The sequence below is a fragment of the Rhizobium sp. 01T444 genome, from assembly GCF_056398305.1.
Window position 1 is genome coordinate 48612 of sequence record NZ_JBFTPD010000022.1, and the last position, 16595, is coordinate 65206.

Here is a 16595-nt window from a genome sequence, read left to right on the forward strand (position 1 = left end):
ATTCTCCTCCGGCCCTTCATCTGAGGGATTTTGACGGAAACGTCAACCGTCTCTTAGCTGAGTGAACAAGTCCAGATATTCACGGAGACGCGGGACAGGCGAAGCGCAGAGCGCCTCGTGGCTGACTTTTTCTCTATTATAGGTTGTCGGGTGACCCGAGAGGTCGACGAGACCACCGCCGGCACGTTCGAGAATAAGATCGGCTGCCGCAATATCCCAGTCGTGGGCATTCCGCCCGACAAACGTCGTGTCCAGCCGGCCATCGGCCACCATGGCGATGCGGTAGGCCAGCGAGGGGATATATTTGACGCGCTCGCTGCGTTCGCGAACCGCCGCCGGCAGAATCTTGAACAGCTCCTCGCTGACAGCAAGCTGGCTAAGATCGGCTTCGCCGCGCGTGGAGACGGAAATCGGCTCGCCGTTTTTCAGCGCAGGGCCGCCTTCCGTCGCTTCGTAGAGTTCATCGAGCGCCGGCGCATAAAGCGCGCCCGCAACGGGACGGCCGCGATGGACGATGCCGACGCTGACGCACCAGAGATCCTTGCCGGCGAGGAATGCCCGTGTGCCATCGATCGGATCGACGATGAACAGCGTCTCGTGTTCCAGACGGCCGGCATCGTCGTCGGTCTCTTCCGACAGCCAGCCATAGTCCGGCCGCGCCCCGCGCAGGATGGTTTCAAGCGTTTCATTGGCGGCAAAATCGGCGGCGCTGACGGGCGAGCGTTCCTCATTCTTCCACCAGACTTCCGGTGACTTGTTGAAGAAGCCAAGTGCGACGGCGCCCGCCTGTCTTGCAGCATCGGCGATCAGTGCGAGATCGCTCTGCCAGCGGTTGTCCGTGTCGCTCATCGCGTCGATCCGTTCGTCAGCGGCCGGCAAGCGTCATGCCTTCAATGGCGAAGGTCGGAGCCGCCACACCGAATTTACGGTCGATGTCGTTGGCGAGCGTCAGCCGCATGAACATGTCCTTGAGGTTGGAGGCGATCGTCACCTCCGATACCGGGAAGGTGAGTTCGCCGTTTTCGATCCAGAAACCAGTCGCGCCCCGGCTGTATTCGCCGGTTATCATGTTGACGCCCTGGCCGATCAGCTCGGTCACATAGAAACCGTTGCCAACGCTGCGGATCAGCTCTTCGGGCGAAATGTCGCCCGGCTCCAGCGCCAGATTGGTCGAGGCAGGCGTGACAGAGGTGCCGCCGCGCACGCCGCGGCCATTGGTTTCCAGACCGCCGATCTCGTTTGCGGTGGAGGTCGACAGGAACCAGTGCTTGAGTACCCCGTCCTCGATCATGACCAGCCGCTCGCCGGAAACGCCCTCACCATCGAAGGGACGGGAGGACGGGCCGCGCACGATCAGGGGGTCGTCGGTGATCGACAGGCCCGCTTTCAGCACCTGCTGGCCCATCTTGTCGCGCAGGAAACTCGTCTTGCGGGCAACCGACGCACCATTGATGGCGCCGGCAATATGGCCGACGAAACCACGAGCGATGCGGGGATCGAAGATGACGGTAATACCCTTGCCGGTCGGCACCTGCCGGGGATTAACGCGTTTGATGGCGCGCTCGCCGGCCCTGCGGCCGATCTCGGCGGCATCGTCCAGTTCGGAATAATAGAGGCGGCTGTCGAAATCATAGTCGCGCTCCATCCTGGTGCCTTCGCCGGCGATGACGCTGACGGAGTTGCCAAAGCGCGATGCCATATAGCTGCCTTCGAAGCCATGCGAGGTGGCGAGCACCAGCCCGCCCATTCCGGCAGAGGCGCCAGCGCCGGAGGAATTGGTGACACCTTTCACTGCAAGAGCCGCCGCTTCGGCGGCAAGAGCCGCTTCCCGCAACTGATCGGCGCCGACTTCGGTCGTGTCGAGAAGCTGCAGGTCGGGATAGGTTTTTGCGAGCCTGTTCTCATCGGCGAGGCAGGCAAACGGATCTTCCGGCGAGACCTTGGCCATGGCGACAGCGCGTTCAGCCAGCGCCTGCAGGTCGAAACCCGGATTGGCGGAAACGCTTGCCACCCGCTTGCCAACGAAGACACGGAGCGAAAAGTCGTCGCTCTCGGAGGACTCCGTGCCTTCGACCTTGCCCAGGCGTACGCTGACCGATTGAGCGCGCGAGCGAACGACGACAGCGTCGGCGGCATCAGCACCTGCCTTTTTCGCCAGATCGATCAGTTGACTTGCACGGGAAAGAAGTGTCGAGGAATCGATTTCAGAGGACATGATTTGGCCTTTCCTTCCCGTTCCATTTATTGTGCACTCCCGAAAGCATCAAGGCCGTGGATGCCGATTCTTTTCCTCGCTGCCTGCTTGCCCCGCCATCGAAAGAAATGAAGCATGTCCGCACCCAACGCTCTTTTCACCGAAACGATCCTGCTGCTCGGCGGCGCGGTCGTCGCCGCACCGATCTTCAAGAAGCTCGGGCTCGGCACGGTTCTCGGCTATCTGGCGGCGGGTATCGTCATCGGGCCGATCTTTCATGGCATTACCGATGGCGAGCAGATCCTCGATGTCGCCGAGCTCGGTGTCGTCTTCCTGCTGTTCATCATCGGGCTTGAACTGAAGCCCACCCGCCTCTGGCAGATGCGGCGCGACATCTTCGGTCTCGGCACCGCGCAGGTGGTGGTGACGGGCTTTGCGCTGACAGCACTTGCCTGGTTTTCCGGCGTGCTCGAATGGCGCGGCAGCATCGTCGCCGGCTTCGGGCTGGCGCTTTCTTCCACGGCGTTCGCCATGCAGATCCTCGAAGGTGACGGTGACGTCAATACCCGTTACGGACAGCGCTCCTTCTCCATGCTGCTGTTTCAGGATCTGGCGATCGTGCCGCTTCTGGCTGTCGTCACCATCCTCGACGGCGACAAGGGCAGCGGTAACCCACTCGTCGACTTCGGCATTTCCGTTGCGGCGGTCGGTGCGATGATCATCATGGGCCGATACCTGCTGACGCCCCTCTTTCAGATCATCGCCCGCACCGGCGCGCGCGAAGCGATGATCGCGGCCGCGCTCTTCGTCGTCATGGGATCGGCAAGCCTGATGCAGTTTGCCGGGCTCTCGATGGCGATGGGTGCTTTCCTGTCCGGCGTCATGCTGGCGGAATCTTCCTATCGGCACGAGCTGGAAGCCGATATCGAACCCTTCCGCGGCGTGCTGCTCGCTATCTTCTTCATCGCCGTCGGCCTGTCGTTGCAGCTTCAGGTGCTGCTCGACAATGTGCTCTTCATCATCATTGCCGTGCCGATCATTATGGCGGTGAAAGCGCTCATCATCTACGTGCTCTGCCGTGTGGCGCGTTCTTCGCATAACGATGCCGTTCGCATCGCCTTCCTGCTGCCGCAGGGCGGGGAATTCGGTTTCGTCCTCTTCACCACGGCTGCTGTCGCCGGGCTGATGTCGAGCAGCACGGCTTCGCTGCTCGTTGCGATCGTCACCCTTTCCATGGCGCTGACACCGCTTGGTGCCGCCCTCTCCAAGCGAATGCTGACGGGAGAGGATCACGAAGAGTTGGACGAGGATTTCGAGGGTGCGGGTGCTGATGTGCTGATGGTCGGCTTCTCGCGTTTCGGCCAGATCGCCGCGCAGATCCTGCTTGCCGGCGGCCGCAGCGTCACCGTCATCGATTTCTCCGCCGACCGCATCCGGCAGGCGTCCTCCTTCGGTTTTCGCATCTATTTCGGCGATGGCACCCGCAAGGATGTGCTGCGTTCGGCCGGCATTGATAGGGCCAAGATCGTGCTCGTCTGCACCCAGAAGAGGGAAATCACCGACAAGATCGTCGAACTGATCCAGGCCGACTACCCGCAGACGACGCTCTTCGTGCGCTCCTATGACCGCATTCACTCCATCGAACTGCGCAACAAGGGCGTCGATTACGAGCTGCGCGAAACGCTGGAATCCGGTCTGCTCTTCGGCCGGCGCACACTGGAGGCGCTCGGTGTCGCCGAAGTCGATGCCTACGAGATCGGCGAGGACATTCGCAAGCGCGACGAGGCGCGGCTGGTGCTGCAGGTTTCGGAGGGCCTGCAAGCAGGACAGGATCTGCTGTTTTCGAAGCCGATCCATCCGGAGCCGCTGGTCAAGCCCAAGCGTGCGCCCGGTCCCTTCGACAACGATCCGCTGGCAAATACGGCCGATGTGACGGCGGACGCCTGAAGCGATACCGGTTTATCGCTTCAGCTGCGCCTCGATTTCCCGATCGAGCGCATATTTCAGCTCGTCCTTGACGCCAACCGACATGGCAAGCACATCGCGCGCCTTCAGGAAATCCATGACGCCTGTGCGGCCGACGATAGGGCGCAGGAAGATATGCGGCCGCAGGAGCTTCAGCTTCAGGGAAATCGCCGCCTGCATCATCAGCTGGCCGGAGCCGAAGATGCTTTCCATCCGGTTCGGGATATGGGTGCCGTCGCCTTCGGGCGCGCCGACGACATCGATGCCGATGACGATATCGGCGATGTCCATCAGGCATTCGTAAGGAACGGGATTGGCAATGCCGCCATCGATCATCACCCGGCCGTGCAGCCTGACCGGCATGAAGACCGCAGGAATAGCCGATGATGCGGCAAGTGCCGGAAAAAGCTGGCCTTCTTCGACGATGACCTCGGCCTGGCCGTAATAGTCGGTGGTGATCACTTTCATCGGCACTAGCAGATCTTCGAAGCGCGCCGGAAGCTCTGAGGGCAGGAAGGCTTTCAGGATGCGTTCGAGATTGAACTGGCCAATGCGGATGCCCTTGGCCACGGCATCGCGTACGGTCGTCGGGCGCAGCCCCCAGATACGACTGACGACAGCTGCCTTGTTGCCGACGGTTGCCAGCGCATGTTCGCGGATCTCCGCACCCGACATGCCGGCCGCCATACCGGCGCCCATAATGGCGCCGATGGAGGAACCAGAGATCGCCACCGGGCGGATGCCGAGTTCATCCAGCGTTTCGATGATGTGGATATGCGAGAGGCCGCGTGCGCCACCGCCGCCGAAGGCGACGGCAACCGTCGGTAGGTCGCTGATCGCAGGCGATTTCGGACTGATGATTTCCGCCTGCACGATCTGCCCCCAACGCGCCCGCTACTGCGGCTGATACCGGAAGAAATGTACTCTTGTATCGCCGAATATTCGGCTTTCGAGGAAAACATAGGAAGGATGAACCGAAACGGCAACATCCGCGCGTTCTTCCAGAACGGTAATCGCGCCAGGCTTGAGCCAGCCGCCTTCGGCCGCCGCCGCAAGCGCCTTTTCGCCGAGTCCCCGGCCATAGGGCGGATCGGCAAAGAGCATGTCGAAAGGCTCGAGATTGCCGATGCTGCCGAGATCGGTCGCATCACGGCGCAGGATTCGCGTCCTACCATGCAGGCCGAGCGCATCGATGTTTTCCCAGAGAAGCGCCCTGCCCTCCACGCTGTTTTCAACGAACAGCGCATGGCGACAGCCGCGCGAGACGGCTTCGAGGCCGACCGCGCCCGTACCGGCGAAAAGATCGAGTATCCGGGTGCCGTCGATGCATTCCGGATAGGCATGGCTCAGAATGTTGAACAAGCTCTCACGCGTCCGGTCCGCAGTCGGCCGGATGTCGTTGGATTTTGGTACGGCAAGCGGCCGTCCGCGAAACTCACCGCCGACGATCCGCACCGCGCGTCATTCCCTTGCCTTTCGCACCACCTCTGGACGGCCCGCCCGAAGGCTTGCCACCACCGCCCGGTCGATCGCCCTTCGGCTTGCCGGAAAAATTCTTTGCCCCGCGGGGTTTGTCACCGAAGGGCTTGTCGCCTTGGGGACGTTCCGAGCGGCCCTCGCTGCCATAGTTTCTGGCCGGACGTGAAGCACGTTCACCTCCGTCTTCGCGCGGTCGATCGCGGAAGGAACGCGGACGTTCTTCCCCCTCGGTACGCGGACGACGTTCGCCACGCGGCTTGTCGCCGAAAGGTTTGTCGCCGCGCGGGCGCTCGGAGCGGCCTTCGCCGCCGAAACTTCGGGCCGGACGCGAAGCGCGTTCGCCTCCGTCCTCACGCGGCCGATCGCGGAAGGAACGCGGACGTTCTTCCCCTTCCGTGCGCGGACGACGTTCGCCACGCGGCTTGTCGCCAAAGGGTTTATCGCCGCGAGGACGATCGGAGCGGCTTTCGCCGCCGAAGCTTCTGGCTGGGCGCGCAGAACGCTCGCCACCCTCTTCGCGCGAACGGCTGCGGAAAGGACGCGAGTTCTCTTCACCTTCCGTGCGTGGACGACGCTCGCCGCGCGGCTTGTCGCCAAAGGGCTTGTCGCCGCGGGGGCGTTCGGAGCGGCCTTCGCCGCCAAAGCTTCTGGCCGGACGCGAAGAACGCTCGCCCCCCGCTTCGCGCGGACGGTCGCGGAAGGAACGCGGGCGCTCCTCTCCGTCCGTACGAGGACGACGTTCACCATGCGGCTTGTCGCCGAAGGAACGCTTGCGGCCGAAACCTTCATCCTCATCGCGCTTGCTGGGCGTCTCGCTCGAACGGATCCACTCGCCATCCTCTTCGTGGACGCGATTGATCTGCGGGCGCAGGCGATCGGCTGCAGGATCGAAGCGTTGCTCCTTCACTGGGGCCGTTTCACCGCGACGGCGTGCGGTCTGAGCATTCTTGGCAGCCTTGGCGGCGGCCTTCTCGCCGAGCGGACGGGCGCCGGGCGCCATCCACACATTGGCGTTGCGGCGGCTGCCGAGGGCCGGACGCTTCGGCCGGTCATCTTCGTTGCGGCGGCCATCCCGTCGTTCGTCCCGCTTATCATCACGACGGTCGTCGCGCTTGGTATCGAGGCGGCTCAACGCCCGTTCGCGCTTGTCTTCGTCGCGACGCGGACGCTCGCGGCGCTCCGGCGCCGGTTCCTCGGGCTCTTCGGCGGCAACGGCCGGGGCATTGTAGAGCGGCGCATCGAAATTCGCCTTGGCATCCTCGATGAGGCGCGGACCGAGCTGGTCGCGCAGCGTGCGGCCGCGCACCTCGACCACGTGACCTTCGGGCAATTCGCCAAGCTGGAAGGGGCCGTAGGAGATGCGGATCAGGCGGTTGACCTCAAGACCAAGCGCGCCGAGCACGTTCTTGATTTCGCGGTTCTTGCCTTCGCGCAGGCCCATAGTGATCCAGACGTTGGAGCCTTGGGTGCGGTCGAGCGTCGCTTCGATGGAGCCGTAGAGAACGCCGTCGACGGCAATGCCATCCTTCAGCTTGTCCAGCGCATCTTGATCGATATCGCCGTGGGCGCGGACGCGGTAGCGACGCAGCCAGCCGGTGGTCGGCAGTTCCAGCGCACGGGCCAGACCGCCGTCATTGGTGAGCAGCAGCAGGCCTTCTGTGTTGATGTCGAGACGACCGATCGACATGACACGCGGAAGTTCTTCCGGCAGATTGTCGAAGACGGTCGGGCGTCCCTCGGGATCGGAATTCGTCGTCACAAGTCCCTGCGGCTTGTGGTAGAGCCACAGGCGGGTGCGCTCGATGCCGCGGATCGGCACGCCATCGACTTCGATCTTGTCTTCGAGCGTGACGTTGACGACGGGCGTGTCCAGGAGCTTGCCGTTCAGCGTGACGCGGCCGTCCATGATCATGCGTTCGATATCGCGACGGGAGGCGACGCCAGCGCGCGCCATCACCTTGGAGATGCGTTCCGCCTTGGCATCGCCATCCGCTTCGTTAGCAGCGACTTTCGCGGCAGCAGCCTTCAACGGCTTCTCGCTGCCGGTCTTCGGGCCGCTTCTGGACCGGGCTTCGCGCGCGGGGGCCTTGGTGCCGGGGCGTTTTGGCTTGTCTTTGGGTGTCATTTGTTGTTTGCCTGCCTTTTCGGCCTGTCTATCAGGTCATGCACCTGCGGTTAAGTGGAAATTCTTGCGAACGTGAAGACAAATCGATTTATGGAGATGGCGCTCGAGGAAGCCCGCGCTGCCGGGGAGCGCGGCGAAGTGCCGATCGGCGCCGTCGTCGTCGTCGAGGGCTCGGCAGTCGCCGCCTCCGGAAACCGTACGCGGGAGCTCAACGACGTCACCGCCCATGCCGAGATCGCCGCCATTCGCATGGCCTGCGAAAAGCTTGGCCAGGAACGTCTTGCCGGCGCCGACCTCTATGTCACGCTGGAGCCTTGCACCATGTGTGCGGCGGCCATTTCCTTCGCCCGCATCCGCAGGCTCTATTACGGCGCGGAAGACCCGAAGGGCGGAGCGGTCGACAATGGCGTGCGCTTCTATACCCAGCCGACCTGCCATCATGCGCCGGAGGTCTATTCCGGCTTCAACGAGACCGAGTCGGCGGATATGCTGAGGGCATTCTTTTCCGAAAGAAGAGACGTGCCATGATCCTTGCCATTGGAATCATCATCGTCATGGGCGTGCTTGCCGCCTACGCCAACCGGACAGTTGCGCCCGGCGTGGCGAAGCTGCCGATGCAATGGTCACTGAAGGGGAGCGTGAACTGGACGGCGCCGCGGACGATCGCTTTCGCCTTCATTCCAGGGCTTGCAGCTATCATCATGGCCGCGATCCTGCTCAGCGACCAAGTGCGCAATGCCGATATTGCCTTGATGGGTGGCATCTTTCTCGCGTGCCAGCTTCTGCATATCACGCCGACGCAACGCTGGTTTAACGCGTCGCGCCGCTAGAGCATTTTCGTTTTGCTTCTACGCATTCCGGACGCAAAACCGCTGCGCATTCTTGCTGAATTGCTTTTACTGAAGGATCTGCCACCACTTGGTGCCGCTATTGGCGACCGCTGCATCCTTCTTGCGCTGCTTCGCCTTCTTCTGCTCCGGCGTGCCGAGGTCATCGAGCTTGGCAGGATCGTCGACGGCGCGATATTCGGTCGGCGGATCGGAAATGTAGCGGCGCTGGTCGATATAGGCGCCCTTCTGCAGGGCACGGGCTTCGCGATAGGCCTTGGTCTGAGCTTCGGACGTCTGGCGGCCGCCCTCGATGGCGGAGCTGGCGAGCGGCGAACGATAGCTCGGATTGTCCGAATTCTCGTCGGCTTCCTTCACGAGGCGTGCGCGGGCCTCTTCCGGGGATTCAACCCACTCAGGATTGTCCTTGTTGGCGACATTCTGCTGCGGCGCGACGAGCGTTTCCTTCTGCGCGGGCGCAGGCATGACCAGCGTCGGGCGCGGCGTATATTTCACACCGGTGTTCTTCGGGCCGGGACCGGTCAGCGAAACGGACTGGCCGAGGTCGTCGGCAAGCTGTTCCATGGCGGTCTTGTCGGTACCGTAGGTCGGGCTGCTGGCGCAGCCGGACATCGTGGAGCTTGCCGCCAGAACAAGAGACAGGCAGGCGCCCAAACGGAACCAATGCGTCGCTAACATGAAAACCCTTCCCGCATGCCGGAATCAGTACTGCCCACCGGACAATCGTCCCCCTGACGCAAAAATCCGGCCATTTTCAGGCAGCTTTTACCGGATGAACGCCATAAAGGCAATTCACCCGGCAAATATCTTCAGGCACGGATGCCGAGTTCGCGGAGTGCCGCTGCGTCACGCGCCGAAACGTCGGGATAATCAGGATCGGAACCGACATCGGTGGTGATGCGCCAGGAACGGGCACATTTTACGCCTTCGGCAAGCTTCGGAACGACGGCGACTTCAGGCACTTCCGGCAGACGGAAAGCCTCAGCCGGGCCGGCGTCCGACTTGATGGTGATGCCGGAGGTGATGCAGACCTCGCTGAAATCCTGGCCCTCAAGTGCCTTGCGCAGTTCCGCGTCGGCAACATAGACGACGGGGGCTGCTTCCAACGACGAGCCGATGCGCTTGTCCTTGCGCTCGATTTCGAGAGCGCCGGTGACGACGCTGCGGATCGCGCGGATCTGCTTCCACTTTTCGGCCAGAGCATCGTTGCGCCATTCCGTGGCGACGGGAGCAAACTGCTCCAGATGCACGGAGACGGCCGAAGGATTGCGCGAGAGCCATGCTTCTTCCGTGGTGAAAGGCAGCATCGGAGCAAGCCAGGTCACCATGCAATCGAAGATCATGCGGATGACATAGAGGGCCGAACGGCGGCGAAGGCTGGAGGGCGCATCGCAGTAGAGCGCATCCTTGCGGACGTCGAAGTAAAAGGCCGAGAGCTCGACATTTGCAAAGTCGATCAATGCGCGGGCGATCTTCTTGAACTCGAAGGCGTCATAGCCTTCGCGTATGAGCAGATCGAGCTCGGACAGACGATGCAGCATCAGCTGTTCCAACTCCGGCAGATCGGCTGATGCGATGACTTCGCCCTTGTCATGGGCCAGCGTGCCGAGCATCCAGCGGATGGTATTGCGTAGCTTGCGATAGGCATCGACATTGGTCTGAATGATCGTCTTGCCGAGACGCTGGTCTTCCCAATAGTCGGTCGTCATGACCCACAGGCGCAGGATATCGGCGCCGGCATCCTTCATGACGTCCTGCGGAGAGACCACATTGCCTTTCGACTTCGACATCTTCTCGCCCTTCTCATCCATGGTGAAGCCATGGGTGATGACGGCGTTATAAGGTGCACGGCCACGCGTTGCAGCCGATTCCAGCAGCGACGAGTGGAACCAGCCGCGATGCTGATCCGAGCCTTCCAGATAGACATCGGCCGGCCATTTCAGGTCGGGCCGATCTTCCAGTGTGAAGGTGTGCGTCGAGCCCGAGTCGAACCAGACATCGAGAATATCCGTGACCTGCGACCACTTGGCCGGGTCATGCTCGTTGCCGAGGAAACGCTCCTTGGCGCCCGCAGCAAACCAGGCATCGGCGCCTTCGGCATCGAAAGCATCGAGAATGCGCTGGTTGACGGCATCGTCCTGCAGCACTTCGCCGTGCTCATCGACGAAGACGCAGATCGGCACGCCCCAGGCGCGCTGGCGGGACAGTACCCAGTCCGGGCGCTGCTCGATCATGGCGCGCAGGCGGTTCTGGCCGGCAGCGGGCACGAAGCGGGTGTCGTCGATTGCCTTCAGGGCGCGGGTGCGCAGCGTGGCGCCGTCTGCCAGGGTCTTGTCCATATAGACGAACCACTGCGGCGTGTTGCGGAAGATCACCGGCTTCTTGGAGCGCCAGGAATGCGGATACTGATGCTTAAGGCGGCCGCGGGCAAAGAGCGCGTTGCGCTCGATCAGCGCCTTGATGACGCGGTCGTTGGCATCGCCCTTCTTGCCGTTGTCGTCGATGACGCGTGCGCCTTCGAAGCCGGGCGCATCGGCGGTATAGAAGCCGCCGTCGTCAACGGGGAACGGGATCTTGGTCTCGATACCGCGTCCCTCGATTTCTCGGGCATGCGCCATCCAGACATCAAAGTCTTCGCGGCCGTGGCTCGGCGACGTGTGAACGAAACCCGTACCGGTATCGTCGGTGACGTGATCGCCTTCGAGTAGCGGTACCAGAAATTCGTAGCCGCCTCCGAGGCCATGCAGCGGATGGGCGCAGGTGATGCCGGCGAGATCGGCAGCCGTGACGTCGGCGAGACGCTTATACTGCAGCTTTGCCTTGGCGAAGGATTCTTCGGCGAGCTTGTCGGCGAAGATCATCTTCTCGCCCGGGCGCGGGCCAAAATCGTTCTCAGCAGCCGTTACCTCATAAAGGCCGTAAGCAACACGCGAGGAATAGGCGATCGCCCGGTTACCAGGGATCGTCCAGGGCGTGGTGGTCCAGATGACGACGGAAGCATCCTTGAGGCTATCAGGGCCCTTCGCGACTGGGAACTTCACCCAGATCGTGTCGCTCTCATAGTCGTGGTATTCAACTTCGGCTTCCGCCAGTGCAGTGCGCTCTACGACCGACCACATGATCGGCTTGGAGCCACGGTAAAGCTGGCCGCTCCTGGCGATCTTCAGAAGCTCGCCGGCGATCCGGCTTTCCGCATGAAAGTTCATCGTCAGATACGGGTTTTCGAAATCGCCGACGATACCGAGGCGCTGGAACTCGCCGCCCTGGATGGCGATCCACTTTTCGGCATAGGCGCGGCATTCGCGGCGGAATTCGATCATCGCCGACGGCTCGGTCAGGTCAGGCTTGGCCTTGCCCTTGGCGCGGTAGTTTTCTTCCTCGATCTTCCATTCGATCGGCAGGCCGTGGCAATCCCAGCCGGGAACGTAGTTGGAGTCGTAACCGCGCATCTGGAAGGAGCGGGTGATGACGTCCTTGAGGATCTTGTTCAGCGCGTGGCCGATATGGATGTTGCCGTTGGCATAAGGCGGGCCGTCGTGCAGGACGAATTTTTCGCGGCCGGCGGCGGAGGCGCGCAGCTTCTTGTAAAGGTCCATCTGCTGCCAGCGGGCAACGAGTTCCGGCTCCTTCTGCGGCAGGCCGGCGCGCATGGGGAAATCCGTCTCGGGCAGGTAGAGGGTCTTCGAGTAATCGATCTTTTCGGCTGTGTCGGTCATGTGTGACAATCGTTTCTGGCGGCCCGAACAAGGGCACGCGGATATGAAATCTGTGGTGACGGAAAGCGCTCGCGCAAGCCAAGCGCCGAAAACCCGGACCTTCCGGCCGCTCAGCGCGCGCGGAAGACCGGGCCGATAATTCGTATCGAATGCGCCAGCCGGAATTTACTCATTGCGCCGGTTCATAGGCGCTTTTCAGCGGAAAAGGAAGAGGGATTTCAGTCTCTCAGCCTCACGAAAAGCCGCAGGCCGGATGCCTGCCGCTTCGCTCCAACGAGATTCAGGAACTACGCTCAGGCTCTCGCAGCTCCCCGTGCCGGCGCTGGCAGATTGACGATGACGGCAACGAGAGCGTTCACTGTCTCACCGTTCCAGAACCCTTGTCCATGTCGAGATTGCCTTTCGGCGCCTGGGCACGGTCAATGCGCGGGCGATCGCTTGGCAAACGCCTGGGACAGGCGATGGCTGCAGTTTTGCTGGTCCCAATGCAAAAAATCCCAAAACCCCTGTCGAATTCCCCGTTGCCCGAACGTCTTTGACTCGCAGGCATGGGAAATTCATCATGCCTATCAAACCCGCCCGCAAGGAGTGATGTGGATATGAGCAGTTCCTATCGTTGGGTAATCGTCGCGGCCGGCGCACTGATGACGTGCGTTGCTCTCGGCGCCATGTTTTCTCTCGCAATTTTCCAGCAACCAATCGCCGACGCGACCGGCTGGTCGCATGCCGGCATCGCCAGTGCCATGACGCTGAATTTCATCGTCATGGGCGTAGGCGGTTTCTTCTGGGGTGCTGTCAGCGACCGATACGGACCGCGCCCCGTGGTGCTGATAGGCTCCGTCATCCTCGGGCTGGCGCTGATGCTTGCCAGCCGTGCGGAAACGCTACTGCAGTTCCAGCTGACCTATGGCGTGCTGGTCGGGCTTTCAGCCAGTGCCTTTTTCGCGCCGATGATCGCCGCGACGACGGAGTGGTTCGACGAGAACCGCGGGCTTGCCGTCTCGCTGGTTTCGGCAGGCATGGGTGTTGCGCCGATGACGATCTCGCCCTTCGCGCGCTGGCTGATCACTGCCTATGAATGGCGCCCGGCGATGATGATCATCGGCATCGGTGCGCTCATTCTGATGATCCCGGCAGCACTTCTCGTGCGTCGGCGGCCGTCGCCGCCGCAGGATACACATGAGGCCATCGTGTCAGGTGATGGCAGTGCCCCCAATCTGTGGAAGGTTTTCCGCTCCCCGCAGTTCATCGTGCTCGGGCTGACCTTTTTCGCCTGCTGTGCCGCCCATTCCGGACCGATCTTCCATATGGTGAGCTACGCAACGTTCTGCGGCGTTGCGCCGATGGCTGCCGTCAGCATCTACAGTGTCGAGGGTCTTGCCGGTCTCGGCGGGCGTCTGCTCTATGGCACGCTGGCGGACCGGATCGGCGTGAAGCCGGTCATCATCGCAGGCCTGCTGGTGCAGGCGGCGGCCCTTGCCACCTACCTTGCCGTCAGCAAGCTCGGGGAGTTCTATGCGCTCGCCGTCATCTTCGGCAGCGCCTATGGCGGGGTGATGCCGCTTTATGCCGTGCTGGCGCGTGAATATTTTGGCCCGCGCGTCATCGGCACAGTGTTCGGGGCGGTGACAATGCTCTCCAGTATCGGCATGGCCTTCGGCCCGCTGATCGGCGGCTGGATCTACGATACCTATGCCAACTATTCGTGGCTCTTCATCGGCTCCGCGCTGGTCGGGCTCGGTGCGGCGGCAATTGCACTTGCTTTCCCGCCTTTGCCGCGCCAGAAATCACAGCCCGCGCTCGGCACGGCCTGAGGTCAATTGAAACAGAGCTTGCGGTCGAGCTCGCCGAGCGGTCTCACACCTGCCAGCAGTGCCCTCGCCTCCTCCTCGTCGCGCTTGATCTGCGCGACGAGCGGATCGAGCCCGTCGAACTTCAGTTCGGGGCGCAGATAGCCGAAGAAGGAGACCGAACAGGTCTGGCCGTAGAGATCGCCGCTGAAATCGAAAAGATAGGTTTCGAGCAACGGCACGCCGTTTTCTGTCACCGTTGGACGCCGGCCGTAGCTTGCCACCGCATCATAGAGCCCGCCGTTTTCGAGGCGGAAACGAACGGCGTAAATGCCAGCTGCAAGTTCAGCTTCCGGCGGCAACTGCATGTTGGCGGTCGGGAAGCCGAGCTGGCGGCCGAGCTTCTCTCCGTCAATGACCTTCGACTGGACCGTATAGTGATAGCCGAGCATGGCGGCGACCGAGGAGACATCGCCTTCCTTCAGCAGCGCGCGGATATGGCTCGATGAGACGACATCGGTATTCTCGTCGCGGAAGGCGTCGATCAGTGTGACGCCGAAACCATACCTGTTACCGGCATCCATCAGGAAGGCAGGGCCACCTTCGCGGCCGCGGCCGAAATGGAAATCGAAGCCGGTCACCACCTCGGACGCGCCAAGCCAGTCCTTCAGGATGGAATGGATGAACTCTTCCGCCGAGCGCTGCGAGAACTCGTAATCGAAGGGATATTCGATGACCGCGTTGAAGCCGAGCTCTTCCAGGATGCGCGCCTTGAACGGTGCGGGCGTCAGGCGGAAGACCGGCGCATCCGGCTTGAAGACGGTGCGCGGATGCGGCTCGAAGGTCAGTACCAGGGCGGGGATACCGCGCTCTTTTGCGATATCGAGAGCCCGGTTCAGCACCGATTGATGGCCGCGATGGACGCCGTCGAAATTGCCGATGGCGATGACACCGCCCTTCAAATGCTCGGGCAGCGGATCACGGGTTTCATTGCGGTGGAAAACGGTCATCGGCTTCAATTCTCTTATGCGAGGCGCGGCATCCACCACTTCGGCGCCGCCTTTTCCCGTTCGAGATAGGCGTGCAGGATCGCCTCGTCGGTCTCACCGTGCAGCGTATATTCCTTCGCGTGAATACCGCCGCTGATGTAAAGAAGGTCGAGGCCATAATTCAAGGCGCCGCGAACATCCGTCGGCATGCCGTCGCCGATCGCCAGCACACGGTTAACAGGGAAAGCACCACGGACCTCGCGGGCAGCGGCAAGTGTGGCCTCATAGATCGGCCGGTGTGGCTTGCCTGCGATCCGGGTGGAGCCTCCGAGTTGCTCATAATAGGTGGCCATGGCGCCGGCGCAGGGAATGATGCGGTGACCGCGCTCGACCACGAGGTCGGGATTGGCGCAGATCATCGGCACGTTGCGGGCTTTGAAATCCAGCAGCATGTCCGTGTAGTCCTCGGGCGTCTGCGTCTCGTCGTCGAAAAAGCCGGTGCAGACGACGGATGTGGCGTCGCCGGCGGCAGCGCGTTCGATATCGAGGCCTTCAAGGATCGGATTGTCGCGCTCCGGACCGAGCAGGAAGACCTGCCGTGGGCCTTCGGCAATCAGCGCACGGGTGACATCGCCCGAAGTGACGATGCGATCATAGGCGTCGTCGGGTACGCCGATCTGGCGGAGTTGCTCGACGACCTGCCAGGAGACGCGCGGCGAATTGGTAATGAGAACGACAGTGAGGCCAGCGGCACGGGCGGCCTGGAGCGCTTCCCCGGCCTTCGGAAAGGGATCGACGCCGTTGTGCACGACGCCCCAGACATCGCAGAGCACCGCATCGTATCGATCGGTGATTTCGGAGAAGTTCGCAATCCGCTTTGCCATTCCGCTTTCCTGCTTCGCTTTCAGTCACCGGTGACATTGCAAAGGCGGGCTTCAATGGCAAGGCATTTTCTGCGTCAGGCGAAGAACGCCGGAGGTTCAAAAGCTGGACGTGAGCAAAGCTCGGTAACCACGCCGGACAAATCCTGCCTGTCTCCACAATTCCGGCACAAAAATCCGTGATGGCTCTTCTTGACTCCTTCTGAAGCCATCCCTAAATGCACGGCGGTAGCACTCACGGGAGTTGAGTGCTAACACCTTCATTGTGGACCAACCCGGTCCGCGAATGTCATTTGATCGAGGGATTAGCAATGGCAAGCACCAATTTCCGCCCGCTTCACGATCGCGTCGTCGTCCGTCGCGTTGAATCCGAAGCGAAGACCAAGGGTGGCATCATCATCCCGGACACCGCCAAGGAAAAGCCGCAGGAAGGCGAAATCGTCGCTGTCGGTTCCGGCGCTCGTGACGAATCCGGCAAGGTCGTTCCGCTGGACGTCAAGGCCGGCGACCGCATTCTGTTCGGCAAGTGGTCGGGCACGGAAGTCAAGATCGACGGCGAAGACCTTCTGATCATGAAGGAAGCCGACATCATGGGCATTATCGGCTAA

14 protein-coding genes are annotated in these 16595 nt (G+C 62.0%); 5 read left to right on the top strand and 9 right to left on the bottom strand.

Annotated elements, in window-relative coordinates; all coding sequences use genetic code 11:
* Positions 1-42: 42 nt before the first annotated feature.
* The gene (locus AC1DTN_RS25485; RefSeq protein WP_310378569.1) at positions 43-849 is read right to left on the bottom strand and encodes a 3'(2'),5'-bisphosphate nucleotidase CysQ; all 807 of its coding nucleotides are present in this window, start codon (positions 847-849) and stop codon (positions 43-45) included.
* A gap of 16 nt (positions 850-865) precedes the next feature.
* On the bottom strand, positions 866-2215 hold the full coding sequence (locus AC1DTN_RS25490; RefSeq protein ID WP_477923139.1) for a TldD/PmbA family protein: 1350 nt from the start codon (positions 2213-2215) through the stop codon (positions 866-868).
* Positions 2216-2329: 114 nt separating this feature from the next.
* Here AC1DTN_RS25490 and AC1DTN_RS25495 point away from each other — a divergent pair, with 114 nt between their 5' ends.
* A complete protein-coding gene (locus AC1DTN_RS25495) occupies positions 2330-4141 on the top strand; it encodes a monovalent cation:proton antiporter-2 (CPA2) family protein (RefSeq protein WP_439014187.1) in 1812 nt (603 codons plus the stop codon).
* Between the two features lie 12 nt (positions 4142-4153).
* Here AC1DTN_RS25495 and AC1DTN_RS25500 read toward each other — a convergent pair whose 3' ends face one another.
* The 3 genes from AC1DTN_RS25500 to AC1DTN_RS25510 are packed head-to-tail and all read right to left on the bottom strand — an operon-like array spanning position 4154 to position 7763.
* A complete protein-coding gene (locus AC1DTN_RS25500) occupies positions 4154-5035 on the bottom strand; it encodes a patatin-like phospholipase family protein (RefSeq protein WP_439017174.1) in 882 nt (293 codons plus the stop codon).
* Positions 5036-5053: 18 nt separating this feature from the next.
* A complete protein-coding gene (rsmD, locus tag AC1DTN_RS25505; RefSeq protein WP_037105838.1) occupies positions 5054-5614 on the bottom strand; it encodes a 16S rRNA (guanine(966)-N(2))-methyltransferase RsmD in 561 nt (186 codons plus the stop codon).
* The gene (locus AC1DTN_RS25510; RefSeq protein ID WP_477923141.1) at positions 5595-7763 is read right to left on the bottom strand and encodes a pseudouridine synthase; all 2169 of its coding nucleotides are present in this window, start codon (positions 7761-7763) and stop codon (positions 5595-5597) included. Before AC1DTN_RS25510 ends, rsmD begins: the two co-directional genes overlap by 20 nt.
* 90 nt (positions 7764-7853) lie before the next feature.
* Between AC1DTN_RS25510 and AC1DTN_RS25515 the strand changes: the two genes are divergently transcribed.
* Both AC1DTN_RS25515 and AC1DTN_RS25520 read left to right on the top strand, forming a co-directional pair.
* Positions 7854-8291, top strand: coding sequence for a nucleoside deaminase (locus AC1DTN_RS25515; protein ID WP_477923209.1), 438 nt, complete (start codon positions 7854-7856; stop codon positions 8289-8291).
* Positions 8288-8593, top strand: coding sequence for a hypothetical protein (locus AC1DTN_RS25520; protein WP_477923143.1), 306 nt, complete (start codon positions 8288-8290; stop codon positions 8591-8593). The genes AC1DTN_RS25515 and AC1DTN_RS25520 overlap by 4 nt, the downstream gene beginning before the upstream one ends.
* Positions 8594-8659: 66 nt before the next feature.
* Here AC1DTN_RS25520 and AC1DTN_RS25525 read toward each other — a convergent pair whose 3' ends face one another.
* Positions 8660-9289, bottom strand: a complete 630-nt coding sequence (locus tag AC1DTN_RS25525) for a hypothetical protein (protein WP_113321884.1) — start codon at positions 9287-9289, stop codon at positions 8660-8662.
* A 131-nt stretch (positions 9290-9420) separates the two neighbouring features.
* Entirely contained in the window at positions 9421-12327 is a 2907-nt protein-coding gene (ileS, locus tag AC1DTN_RS25530) for an isoleucine--tRNA ligase (RefSeq protein WP_477923145.1), read from the bottom strand.
* 599 nt (positions 12328-12926) lie between these two features.
* Here ileS and AC1DTN_RS25535 point away from each other — a divergent pair.
* Positions 12927-14141: an MFS transporter gene (locus AC1DTN_RS25535; protein WP_477923147.1), complete on the top strand. Its 1215-nt coding sequence runs from the start codon at positions 12927-12929 to the stop codon at positions 14139-14141.
* A gap of 2 nt (positions 14142-14143) precedes the next feature.
* Here the strand turns inward: AC1DTN_RS25535 and AC1DTN_RS25540 are convergent, their stop codons facing one another.
* Together AC1DTN_RS25540 and AC1DTN_RS25545 are read right to left on the bottom strand one after the other, a co-directional pair.
* Positions 14144-15127, bottom strand: coding sequence for a bifunctional riboflavin kinase/FAD synthetase (locus AC1DTN_RS25540; RefSeq protein WP_113325778.1), 984 nt, complete (start codon positions 15125-15127; stop codon positions 14144-14146).
* Positions 15128-15141: 14 nt separating this feature from the next.
* Complete coding sequence (locus AC1DTN_RS25545) at positions 15142-15990, bottom strand: TIGR01459 family HAD-type hydrolase (RefSeq protein WP_477923150.1); 849 nt, start codon at positions 15988-15990, stop codon at positions 15142-15144.
* 308 nt (positions 15991-16298) lie between these two features.
* Between AC1DTN_RS25545 and groES the strand changes: the two genes are divergently transcribed.
* Positions 16299-16595 (top strand): co-chaperone GroES, encoded by a 297-nt coding sequence (gene groES, locus AC1DTN_RS25550; protein ID WP_007814205.1) that lies wholly within the window; start codon positions 16299-16301, stop codon positions 16593-16595.